Source organism: Thermofilum uzonense, assembly GCF_000993805.1.
GTDB lineage: Archaea > Thermoproteota > Thermoprotei > Thermofilales > Thermofilaceae > Thermofilum > Thermofilum uzonense.
In genome coordinates this window covers 1,093,439-1,105,214 of sequence record NZ_CP009961.1, presented here as the reverse complement: position 1 = coordinate 1,105,214, position 11,776 = coordinate 1,093,439, and the positions used below count along the sequence as shown (strand labels likewise).

The window sequence follows — 11,776 nt, the reverse complement described above, 5'->3', positions numbered from 1 at the left end:
TCAACACTGTATTCAGCTTTATAAAAATGACTTGTTGTTTTTCCGCACCCTGCATCACTGGGGCGGGCTCCCGGGTTACCCCCTTGAGGGTTATGTTTTGCTCCTAGTGGTCGTATTTTTTCTTCTCGTTGAGGGCCTACGCGGGCGCTCTCCCAGAACAAAGGAAGGCCCTCGACAGCATAAATGTAATTCTCAGATAGGCTAGAAGAACTCTCAGCAAGGATTTAAGGCCTCCTCGGGGAATAGGAGACAGAGAAGACATACTAGAACCATCAAGATTATATAGAGCAAGCCGGCGGGATTCGAACCCAGAACCTCTCGGTTTATACAGGGAGGTTTTGCCGCTCCCGGCTGGGCCTAGAAAAACGACAATGTTCCTCATAGAAGCTCAGATTTAAGGGGAGGGTACTCACCTTAAAAACGTGTTTGTAGCGTCTTGAACGCCCAGCTAGTAGGTGTCGTTGCGGTAAAGTTCATTACCCTCCCCGCCTGAGATGTCATGGTGCCGGGGTGGCCGAGCGGCCTAAGGCGGCGGACTCGAGATCCCACGATCCAAGAAATCCGTTGCCCGCAAGGGCGCCCGGGTTCGAATCCCGGCCCCGGCGCCACGTTTTTCTGAGGACTCTTATTCTCAGGCGAGGACATGAAGTAGTCTTCAAACCCCCCCTGCGAAAGAAAAGTTTATCAAGATTTTTAATTTATTTGGGTTAGGCCCCGGTCGTCTAGCCCGGTCAACTGCACGAGGCTGAAAGGATGACGGCCTCTCGAGCCGTAGATCCCGGGTTCAAATCCCGGCCGGGGCACTTTAGCTCCGGTAATTCCTCAACTGATTTAAAGGAACCTGTCGTTTTTTCAAGCTTTATGAGACGTGAAAAATTTTTTAATCTCTGTCTAAGATAATCTCTTAGCCCCGGTAGCTCAGACTGGTGGAGCGTCGGCCTCGTAAGGTTTACTATAATCTCGGGGTAGCCGAAGGTCCCGGGTTCAAATCCCGGCCGGGGCTCTGTTGGCATGGGATTTACTTCCAATTTTAAGAAAAACTTATCTCATTGAACCGGACAAGGATATAGTATGAAGAGTACGTTTATCTTTATACTACACTTTCATCAGCCTATAGGCCAGCTAAAAAGCATCCTGAGGAGAATTCAGTCGAACTCCTATGAGATGCTTCTAGATCTCTTCTCATATTTCAAGGATCTGCCACTCACCCTACACTTCAGCGGCCCTCTTCTTCTTTACTGGCGAGAATACTATCCTGATTACCTCGAGCGTATGAAAGATATCATACAGAACAGCCGTTTCGAGGTTTTAGGGGGTGCTTTCTCAGAAAGTATTCTTTCGATTCTCCCATATGAGGATAGAGTTGAACAACTGAAACGGGGCAGAAAACTGGTAGAGGATTTACTCGGAGTTAGGCCCAAGGGGTTATGGCTTGCCGAAAGGGTCTGGGATCCCACGCTCCCATCAGCCATAAAGGAAGCTGCTTATTCCTATGTTATTGTAGACGACGAAGTTGGGTATAGGTCAGGGTTATGGCGGGATGATACTCACACAGCTATCCTCACAGAATACGCTGGTAGAAAAATAGGTGTTCTCTTTATAGATGCAAACATCAGGTACATATTACCCTGGAGAACACATACGGAAGTCCTCGATTATATTAGAAGCTTCCGAACACCTAACGGATTTAAATACGTCTTATGGGGGAGCGACGCGGAGAAGTTTGGCGAGTGGTGGCCCCGTGAAAACGCGGAGCCCTGGCTAAGACTATTTTTCCACCTTCTTAGGGAAAGCAATGACATTCAAACTCTCACTCCATCTGAATACATTAAACGCTATGGTTTCACAGGTCTAGCATACCTTGGTCCATGGAGCTATGATAAGATGATTGAGTGGAGCGGAGGCTATTTTCCTAACTTCCTTCGAAAATACCCTGAAGCAAACAACATGCATAAGAAGCTCCTTCGCGTACGCGAGAAGCTTGTAAGGCTCAAGGCCCCTCCACATGCCTGGGAGAATTATTATCTTGCACAGTGTAACGACGCGTACTGGCATGGTCTGTTTGGCGGTACCTATCTACCGATTCTCAGGCAAGCCATATACGAACATCTCATAAAGGCTGAAAGGATTTCAGAGAGCTCAGCGTTGTACTATGCAAGTGGTTTGAGAATATCCGAAGAGGATTTTGATTATGATGGCCGAAGCGAAATACTCATCGAATCTCTTTACACGAACTTTTATATCAAGCCCAGCGATGGCGGCTCCTTGTTCGAGCTCGACATTAAACTTGAGGGCTACGAGCACAACCTAATTAATACAATGTCACGATATGCAGAGCCATATCTAAGTGGGATTACAGACTATAGGCCAGATTGGTACCGCAGGGTATCATTCCGGGAACATATATGGAAGCGTGATGCGAGTCTTAGAGACTGGATAGAAAACACTCCTTTTGTAGACGTGAGCGATCTAGCCCTTAAACACTACTTGGTCGAACATATAGGGGATGGAGGCGTAGTCCTATCTGCAATGGGACGTGACTGGAGTATAAGAAGTCAACCTTCACGAATTCATGTTACCAAGGTTTATGAAGTTGAAGATGAAGGAAAGACTCTTAGAGTCAAATACATCTGGAGAAACATGGAGAAACGATTCATAGACCCTAAAATATCTATCGAGCTATCCTTGATGCCCAAACTCCCCTGGGACGAGGAGAGCACTCCTAATTACACCGTGGACGATGCGTATAGCCGAAGCTTTACAGAGAGGTTTGAGAGTCCATGGTCACGCACGATTCGAATCTCCTCGAAGGATTATAAGGAAATAGTAGTCGAGAACAACAAGCACGCTGAAGTCTGGGTGGCTCCGATCGAGACACTTGCCAGAACCGAAAAAGGGTTAAAGAAGGAGCTTCAAGGAATAGGCATAACGTTTAATCACATAGTGGCATTGAATCCAGGAGAGTCGTTTGAGACTCAGGTGACTCTACGTTGGCTTTGAAGAGTGTCTGGATGGTTACCTTTGAAGCAATACCTTTCGCAAAGGTTGGGGGCCTAGCCGAGGTTCCGACAAACCTTCTAGTACCCCTTTCCAAAAAGGGAATATTCTCGGCTATAATCATGCCGTCTCATTCCCCGGTAATAGATCCTCGTGCAGAGATTGTAGAGAGGTTAATTGAGGGGAAAAAATACGTCTTCGAAAAAACAATGTACAAAGGCATCCATTTCCTCCGTGTTCACAGCGATTTTCTAGATGACTCCAGAGTATATTCAGAGGACGTTTTATTAAACAAAGTGGTGGATCTCGCAAAGGCTCTTCCATACATATTCACGTGGGCAAGTGATCTGGGACTAGTAGAGCCAGACATACTCCACTTTCATGACTGGCACTCTGTAGTACCATTGCTTAAAGCTAAGGAGAAGAGGGGAGAGGATGAGAAACCTTACCTGGTATACCACGTGCACCTCTTAGTTAGGAGAAAACTAGACTGGGCCACGATAGAGGCAGCAGGTCTTAGAAGGGACTGGGTTCATAAAGCATACCTAAATGGTAAAACCTTGCATGTTACCCTGCGAGAGGTTTTCAACTCGGTAGAAGGCTTTGCAGAAAAACTGGGCCTAGCGGAGTCAGACCAGTTGATCACCGTGAGTAAGTCGTACCTAGAGGAGGATCTTCTCGGCTTCCTAGGGAGAGATGTAACCCGTAGAGGGCTCGTAGTTTACAACGGCACTGACTGGCAGTATGAGACACTCATACAAGAGGTTTTGTCAATACATAGAGATAAGATTGAGAAGACCGTTGGGAATACTTCTAATCGATCTTCCCTTAGAAAATACTTGTTGCTTCATGCTCTGGGACAGTTACCAAAGGGTGAGCCAAAAATTCCAGATGAAAAAATAAAGGAATATATACTGGAACGGGTTGCTCCACCATTTCGTGAGGAATTGAAGCTAGACCCGTTCCCCTTTGATGGTCCCTTAGCGATAACAACCGGTAGGCTCTCCCGCCAAAAAGGCTTCGACACCATGGCTGAAGCCATCGAGATACTTCTTAGAGAATTCGGTGAGGCCAGGATAATTTTTCTTGTATTACCTGTATGGGGGGGAGAGAAGTACGTTGACGTACTTATCGAACTGTCTCGCGAGTATCCTTATAACGTCCGGGTGATTTTCGGCATCGCTCCCTCGGTCTATAAACTTTCACATCTCGCAGCCGACATTTTTGTGGCACCTTCACGCTGGGAACCATTCGGAATAATGGCTATAGAAGCCCTTGCCGCCGGCTGTCCTGTTGTGGGGAGCAAGGTGGGGGGTTTAAAGGAGACTGTTCTTGATATCCACGAGCACGATATTAAGGGAACAGGTCTGCTTGTCCCGCCCGATAACCCCTACGAGCTCGCAGACGCGATGCGAAACATGCTGGCCTTTATGGAAGCTTCAAACCAAGGCAGCTTAGAGAGATACCATAGGAAAATAGGGGATGAAAAACTTCTCTCCATCCTTGAAGAATACCTTGATGCTGGGGAGATAATACGCAAGAATGCGATTGACAGGGTGAGTAGTACGTTTACTTGGGAGAAAGCCGCAGACATGCTTCTTGAGGCCTACTCTAGGCTAGCCGGGCCTAACACTAAAGGCGGCGTTTAGATGAAACAACTAGATATTTTTGAGAATCTCCTCTAGTGCTTTCTTAACAGTTTCAAGCTTTTTCTCTAACTCCTCGACGCGTTTTCTTAGAGCTCCAAGCTCCTCCTCAGCCTTTGTAGAAAATATATCTAGCTCAAGCTTGCCGCCACTCTGCAAGAGCTTGTCGTATGTCTCCTTCACAAGCCTGCCGGCTTCAGTTTTAGCAGTAAGGTGATTCCTAATAGTGGACTCTGTTCTACCCAGTTCCTCGGCAATTCGGACAATAGAGTAACCAGCTCTCTCACGTGCGAGCGCGCCAGCAGCTACAACGAGGGAGTCTAGCCAAGTGATTTTATCCTCAGCGCTCCTAACCGCATCTATAACGTCTGGTCTTAAAAGGGTGCCGAGGATGAGTGAGAGTTCAAGCTTTCTTATCTCATCTTTTCCTAAAGGCTTGAGTGGAATCTCACTGCTCACTAGACCCCCCCTCTTCAACTCTATAAAAGATTCCCTTAAGCTTTACGACCTTATTACTGTAGACGACGACTCCCTTATCAGTGATATCGAAAGGTCTCCTCCTCATGTCATGTTTGGTTCCCCTCATTTTCCATATAACAAGGGATCTTACGAGTTCCCCATCTACCTCATCAAGGTCAAGGCGTACGATACCGTCAACGGCGTGTTCCACGCCAGGCCCGCCGAATCCTCTCTCGGTCACGCTCACTTGGGAAACGAAAATAGAAGTAGCTCCAAGCCCAGCCAGCACACGTTTCAGCTGCATCAGAACACCGCGCGCCATGGCAGGCTTTGTCAGATACAGTGTTGAGACAGAGTCGATGACAACTCTCTCAGCCTTAGATTCTCTTATAGCTTGCCGTACAACGTCTATGAGTTCACTGACATCATCTACGCTCTTAACAACGTACCTTTCCCTCTTGGCAGCCTCTCCGATTCCTCCAGTAAAGGCATCAACTATGGCAAATTTGCCTTCTTCTTCAAAGCGGCGAACATCCCATCCAAAAGAAGCCATGTTTCGTCGGATTTGAACCGGGTGCTCCTCCAAGGCTACGAGAACAGCGGGCTCACCATTGACAAGACCATAGTAGAGATATTGTTGCGAGAAGATGGTCTTACCGGTTCCGGGACCTCCCGACAGCAAAACGATGTTTCTCTTCGGGATGCCACCATAAAGTAAATCGTCGAAACCCGGGATTCCAGTTTTTACTTTTTCGATAACACCACTCATGATACGAATCCCTAGTAAAGATACTATCATTCTACATGATAATCTTTGCGTCAAGAATAGGGGGAATATTGTTAGCAAGGGTTGACAACGCTATCATTGTATTCTCAGGACGATAACTCGACTCATAGTATGCCTCATACAAGGCTCTCTCGACAAACCAAGGTTTTAAGAATTCCAGGATTTCAGAAGGCGACGTCGACTCTACTATGTCTCTCTTGACATACCTAGCATACTCTTCTATTAGCTTCTCGGCCACGTGTATCGTCCATTCTCTTGCTAGCTCGACTTGTTGACTGTTACTGTATAAGAGCTGCATTGTTCTTTGCTTGTCAATCCTGTTTACTTCCAATAAAGCGAAAAAGGCTATATAGGATAATGCACGTAGAGTGGAGGCGAGGTCACGCAAGGGGGGTTCGAGGTCGCGCCTATACTCATCGGGGCGTCCAGGCTCACCCTCGAAGTCAATTATAAAGAGGTTCTCCCCCCATTTCAGCATCTGTGAAAAGTGAAGGTCCTGGTGAGTCGCAATTATCCTCTGATCAATAAATTCATCGAATAATGGATTCTTCAAATTGAGGAGTATGCGTTTGATGCTCTGGGATGGCTCAAATTTTAGGATATTGGAAAGGTAGAAAAGAGTTCTTTTACGCCACCTATCAACATCTGTCTCGTTTGCTGTTCTGGGAGTACACCAGTTTTCAGTACAAGAGAGCATCACGTTGTGAAACCTTGCGATGGTTTGACTAGCTGCCTTTATATCGTCTAAAGGCACAATGAGGCCTTCACCCGTAAGCGTTCTAACAAGTGAACTGTAGAGAATAGAGCCCGGATCAATTGCTCCCTTGATGAACTCTGTTAGAATTCCGAGGGGGGAGCCCTTATACGAGTAGGATAACTTCAATTTCGGCGTCAGCTGTTTATCACTAAGGAAATGTAGAAATAAGGGCTCAGGGTTCCATGAGGTATACAGCCTATAGCCTTTAAGGACGAGGTCTTCCCCATTCGAAGATAGGAGGATATGCGGGTTAGTCGCGTCCTCGGCTATCGGATGTTTCACAGAGAAGCGTCTAAAGGCGGGATTTTCAGCGGTTATATTTATCCCGTCGCATCTTGAAATTTTTTCAAGGAAATCGCTACAGTATTCTGCCTCGCAATAAGGGGTTCCATTTATCCTCACAGTATCCCTTTCCCTGCACGAGCACCTCATCACAGGAAAAAGGTACCTTGCACCCCCTAGGGTTGTCTCCACTATATATATTCCTTCGCAAAGCTCAATTACGTTAGCTGTGGCTCTATAGGTATTTGAACGTAACCACCTTTTAGACCCGAGTTCAACTATTACCTTCATCTTTTTCACTCTACAAGATTCAACGGTACATGTTTTTATAAGGAAATTGAGAACAAAAATGTTTGCTATTGGCTAGTGGAAGAACACGATAAATACTCCTAGAAGAACCAGGATTATTCCAAGCAGTATTCCAGTCCACCTACGTAACGCGTTGAGTTGTACTGTTGCAAAATCCACCATCATTAAGAGCTTTCCCCCGATTATGACCCCAGCGGCTATCAGTACTAGTGGAAGCACAAAGACAAGATTATACAATAGAAGCACTCCTATAGCTGTCGCAGTATCCTCCTGTGAAAGGACGTAAGATGCGACCAGGTAGGGTCCGCTACTGCACGGTAGAAGTGTGAAACTAACTAGAACCCCGGCAAGAAATGACGCGTAAATACCTCCGCTACGAGCCTTAGTTAGGAGGTTTTGCTGTACTACGTTTACTTTATCCTTAAGCTTGTCCAGTCCTCTTAGTCTCTCGCTCAGCCTCATGAGCCCCCTTGGGAACGCTCTTTTATCTTCACGGCATCCTTCCCGCCAGGCAATGGTACCGACGGCAAGAGAATATGCACCAGCAATTATTGAGAGAAGTCCGACTACGTATTTTAGCCAGGTGAACGAGGCTATAAAATGTATTAACCCGAGACCTAAAGTCATGTAAGATATATACACTGCTGAAATAAAGGAAGCGGCGGTAATCGTAGCTTTTCTCCTTCCAGAGAAACTCATAACCGCCGTAACGAGTACGGCAAAAATCATGAATGTGCATGGGTTTACGGAGTCTGAGGCTGCGAGCACCAAAATCAATGGTAGGATGTTTTCCTTGGGCTTCGAACTCGAATTTAATGAAGTTAAGCCTTTAACTGCTATCTCATAGATAAGCGTTGAGTTGAGGTCTCTTAAAGCTTGTCCGCCATTATCCATTATGACAAGCGTCTTTCCCGAAAAATTCATTTTCAGCACCTCACTCCATCCTTCAGCCGGGAGAGAACCTGCCACTACAGCGATAAGATTGTTCCCTTTAAAGACGAGGGTTAACGGTACTATTCTCAAATTGCCAGCTCCGCACAACTGGTATAGGGTGTCGTACTCGTTAAGATATGTTTGATTACCAGCAATATCCTTGAAGAAAACTTTCACGGAAAGTTTTTGGAGAGTCTCTTTAGTGCGTTGACATTCCGGACACGTTTTCTCCCCATACATGATAATATACTCTGCTTCCGTGCTATTCATGGGTGGTTGTGTGCTAGTTTGATTATGAGGTTTTTCAGGAACTAATGGTGGTGTAGTATTGAGTGTGATAGAAATCTCTGTGTAATTCAGAAGTTCTACTTTTTTCAAAACAGAGGTGTTCCCATAACTGATTTGTAGCGTATAATTGCCAGGTAAAAGGTCTACCTTAAGGATGCCTACTCCACGGGCTATAGGGGTGTTCCCACGGTAAACGAGCACATCAGGTTGGTCTCCCGTTGATGTCGATGCATGGACGATAAGAGAATACCTTATCCTTTTCAGAACAATGCTTTTCCTTATATCAGAGGAAAGGTTTAGTGTAAAGGTTGTCGAGTAGTGTTTAGGTGAGCTCACGGTTATATTATAAACCCCTCTGGGAAGCCACAAGCTTACTGACGAGTCATTTGAAGAAATCCTTTTGCCGTTAATTAATACCGTGAAGTTGCTTATCGGCGTCCCGTCCTCGGAGAACGCGTCTAGTCGAAGTGAATGAAGTTCTGAGGGTATTTTTCTCTCGAAAATTGTTACTCTGTTCGGAGAAGCCACATATATTTTTTCTCCGGCATAAAAAGCGTCTATAACCCGTGTTTCCGCTTTTATAATACCCTCAAAGCCTGCGAGGCTGCCTAGCACTATAGTGTCGTTGTCCCAGGCCAAAAAGTAGCCGTCATCGTAAACTCTTAGACCAATAATATCCCCTTTTGCATATGGGAGAGGTAAGTGGTATTTTCTTGTTATACCATCGCTCACATTGAATACAATCAAATTTACCTCTAGACCCGCGATGTTAAGTGCGTATAGCAACTTGTAGTTGGGCTCGGAGGCTAAGTTTACAGGCACGGGCACCTGAGTTTTGCCGTAACAGAAAGGCGCCCCTCCCTGGACAGTACATTCAGCTAGAGTGCCATTATCGTATAATATTCCTGCCCTATTATTTGGTAGGTTAACCATTTGTAAAACATGACAATAAGTGATCGATTTTTCACCGCTGGGCGTCACTATCGTTAAATTTTTCTCGTTCTGCATTAGACAAAGCGGACAATGTGTCTCAACAGAGAGTATGAATAGGCTTTGATTTATTGCTAATAGCTCAAGACCCCTATTAAGAAAGCCCCTAATGTAGGTCTTCGAAAGAGTATCAATATCTAGTCCCAAAAGATACCTTGGTGTAAGCAGGTAAAGAGTTCTACCGACAACCACAGCCTTGTTTATCGATTGGAGATAAGTCGCAGGTATTTTAGGAGACGTTAATAGTTTTCCCTCCTTCAGGTTTAAGAGGTGAATATAACTAAAAGGAACCTGCGAGCTCCAGATATACTCGGCTATTACTAAATACGTGTCGTTAAGGAATGAAACACTCACCTCACTAAAGCTGGATAACTGTAATGTATCGACAACGTTAAGACTTGCGTCGTATATCCTTAGAGTCCTCGAGTAATACGACCTGTCCCCTAGAACTACTGCAAAATATCTTCCGGAGGGGCTGACAGCCATACTCAGTAGATCAAACCCATTAAAAGTAAGTGTGGAGCTGCTCCAAGTGGATGTTTCAGACAGGGTTAAATGTGCTGTTAATATCAGGAATGTAAGTAAAAGGATGATGATTCTCGAGGTTTTCATTAGACCAGCTCACTACAACAGACCGAAACGTAGCGATATTTAATGGTTTTCATATCTCCAAGCTCGCCGGCCTGCACCACTGGGGGGTGGCTCCCGGGTTATTCCTCTGGGGGGTTGTGTCTTGCTCCTGGTGTTATCTTTCTTCTCGTTGAGGGCCTACGCTGTCATCCTGCAAGACTAAGGGAAGGCTCTCGACAGCATCGATGTAATGCTGAGGGAGCTGGAAGAACTCCAAAGCGGGATCGAGGGCATTCTCGAGGGCTGGAAATCTTCTACTCTCCAGTCTTTTGGAAAGCTGTAACCTCACCCCTCAGACTAACGTTTAACAATCATTCAACAAGTAGAGAAGAAAATAGAGAAGATAAGCAACAATGATTATTCTCTAAACCTCATGGGTTGGCTTTCCAGCCTGGCTACCAGAGGCGAAAATTCTAAAGTCTTGGTTTTGGTTGCGTTTGTAGAGAACTATAAGCTGGCAAAGACCTAAACCTATTTTAATAGAGATCTCTATAACTGTCTATCAGGTATGTACCTCGATCCTGAAGAGGAAAAAATGCTGGACGGAGAGTATGGAGAAGCTATCGCAATGGCAATGAAAACGGTTCTAAGAGTGGCTGAGGCGCTTAAAGCTGAAAGGCTTGTAAGGGTAAAAAACGCACATATATCAGGTATTTCGTACAAGAATATTGGAGACGAGGGCCTCCAATTTCTGGAGGAGCTAGCAGCCAAAGGTGGGAGAGTAAGCGTCCCCTCTTCAATGAATCCAGCTGGCTTAGACCTAGCCCAATGGAGGAACATGGGCGTTGATAAGGGCTATTTTGAAAAACAAATGAGAATAATAAACGCCCTGGCAGCACTGGGGATTAAGCCCACGCTTACCTGTACCCCTTATCTCTACGAGGATATAAGTTACGGGGATCATCTTGCATGGTCTGAAAGTAATGCAGTGCTGTACGCTAATAGCATCATAGGCGCTAGATCCAACCGTGACGGAGGCCCCCTTGCGCTCTTCGAAGCTATTGTCGGACGAGCCCCACTAGCCGGCTTACACGTCGAGTCGAACAGGCGACCAGAACTTGTCATAGATTTTACAAGTGTCTCAAAGGAGGTAGAGGAGCAAAACATGTATTCGGTGGCAGGGCTACTCGTAGGCGCACTTACAGGAAACCGGGTTCCTCTTGTGCGGGGTCTCAAGCTATCAAAGGAGAGGTTAGACTATATTAAACTTTTTTTAGCCGCAGTCGGGGCAACGGGGGGTACAGGGCTAGTCCTCATAGAGGGGACTTCGCCTGAAAATTATCCGGCAAGCGGGGTTGACACAATAAAAGTGGATTTCAAGATGCTCCGCGAAACACTAGATAATTACTCGGGGGCCGATGAAGGAGCCATAGTTCTTGGATGTCCACACCTCTCGTTAGATGAGATAATGGACATCATCAGCCGTCTACCTGAAAATGGTACCGCTACAAGAAAGATTTTCCTTTATACGAGTAGGGAGGTCTATGAGGCGTTAAGCGCATACATGCCAAGGCTAAGGGAGAAGAATGTTTATGTCTTTGCCGACACCTGTATGGTCGTCTCACCCCTAAACATATATGCTGGCAAGGAGGTTATCACCGATTCGGGTAAAGCCGCCTTTTATCTCAAAGCACAAGGTTACAAGGTCAAGCTTGTTTCGCGGCAAAAAGCTATAGAAATGGCTTTCACATAGTAGTT

8 protein-coding genes and 3 tRNA genes are annotated in these 11,776 nt (G+C 45.9%); 6 read left to right on the top strand and 5 right to left on the bottom strand.

From position 1 onward, the window contains the following. The first annotated feature begins 504 nt into the window (after positions 1-504). The 5 genes from MA03_RS05670 to MA03_RS05650 all read left to right on the top strand — a co-directional run bounded on the left by MA03_RS05670 (position 505) and on the right by MA03_RS05650 (position 4,646). Positions 505-608 (top strand) — tRNA-Ser (locus MA03_RS05670). Between the two features lie 103 nt (positions 609-711). Continuing rightward, a tRNA-Glu gene (locus MA03_RS05665) sits at positions 712-803 on the top strand. A gap of 104 nt (positions 804-907) precedes the next feature. Then, positions 908-1,003: transfer RNA gene (locus tag MA03_RS05660), tRNA-Thr, on the top strand. Positions 1,004-1,071: 68 nt separating this feature from the next. Then, positions 1,072-3,000 carry an alpha-amylase/4-alpha-glucanotransferase domain-containing protein gene (locus MA03_RS05655; protein ID WP_052884337.1) on the top strand — a complete coding sequence of 643 codons (1,929 nt, stop codon included), beginning with the start codon at positions 1,072-1,074 and terminating at the stop codon, positions 2,998-3,000. Beyond that, entirely contained in the window at positions 2,991-4,646 is a 1,656-nt protein-coding gene (locus MA03_RS05650; RefSeq protein ID WP_191118450.1) for a glycosyltransferase, read from the top strand. Before MA03_RS05655 ends, MA03_RS05650 begins: the two co-directional genes overlap by 10 nt. A 9-nt stretch (positions 4,647-4,655) precedes the next feature. Here MA03_RS05650 and MA03_RS05645 read toward each other — a convergent pair whose 3' ends face one another. The 5 genes from MA03_RS05645 to MA03_RS08710 form a co-directional block, all read right to left on the bottom strand. Beyond that, entirely contained in the window at positions 4,656-5,102 is a 447-nt protein-coding gene (locus tag MA03_RS05645) for a transcriptional regulator (RefSeq protein ID WP_191118449.1), read from the bottom strand. After that, complete coding sequence (locus MA03_RS05640) at positions 5,092-5,871, bottom strand: KaiC domain-containing protein (protein WP_052884918.1); 780 nt, start codon at positions 5,869-5,871, stop codon at positions 5,092-5,094. The genes MA03_RS05645 and MA03_RS05640 overlap by 11 nt, the downstream gene beginning before the upstream one ends. 31 nt (positions 5,872-5,902) lie before the next feature. After that, entirely contained in the window at positions 5,903-7,219 is a 1,317-nt protein-coding gene (locus MA03_RS05635) for a hypothetical protein (RefSeq protein ID WP_191118448.1), read from the bottom strand. Positions 7,220-7,291: 72 nt separating this feature from the next. Next, positions 7,292-10,060 carry a hypothetical protein gene (locus MA03_RS05630; RefSeq protein ID WP_191118447.1) on the bottom strand — a complete coding sequence of 923 codons (2,769 nt, stop codon included), beginning with the start codon at positions 10,058-10,060 and terminating at the stop codon, positions 7,292-7,294. A 133-nt stretch (positions 10,061-10,193) separates the two neighbouring features. Then, positions 10,194-10,367 carry a hypothetical protein gene (locus tag MA03_RS08710; protein ID WP_191118446.1) on the bottom strand — a complete coding sequence of 58 codons (174 nt, stop codon included), beginning with the start codon at positions 10,365-10,367 and terminating at the stop codon, positions 10,194-10,196. Between the two features lie 219 nt (positions 10,368-10,586). Here MA03_RS08710 and MA03_RS05625 point away from each other — a divergent pair, with 219 nt between their 5' ends. After that, positions 10,587-11,771 carry an aconitase X catalytic domain-containing protein gene (locus MA03_RS05625; protein WP_052884333.1) on the top strand — a complete coding sequence of 395 codons (1,185 nt, stop codon included), beginning with the start codon at positions 10,587-10,589 and terminating at the stop codon, positions 11,769-11,771. The last annotated feature ends 5 nt before the right edge of the window (positions 11,772-11,776 follow it).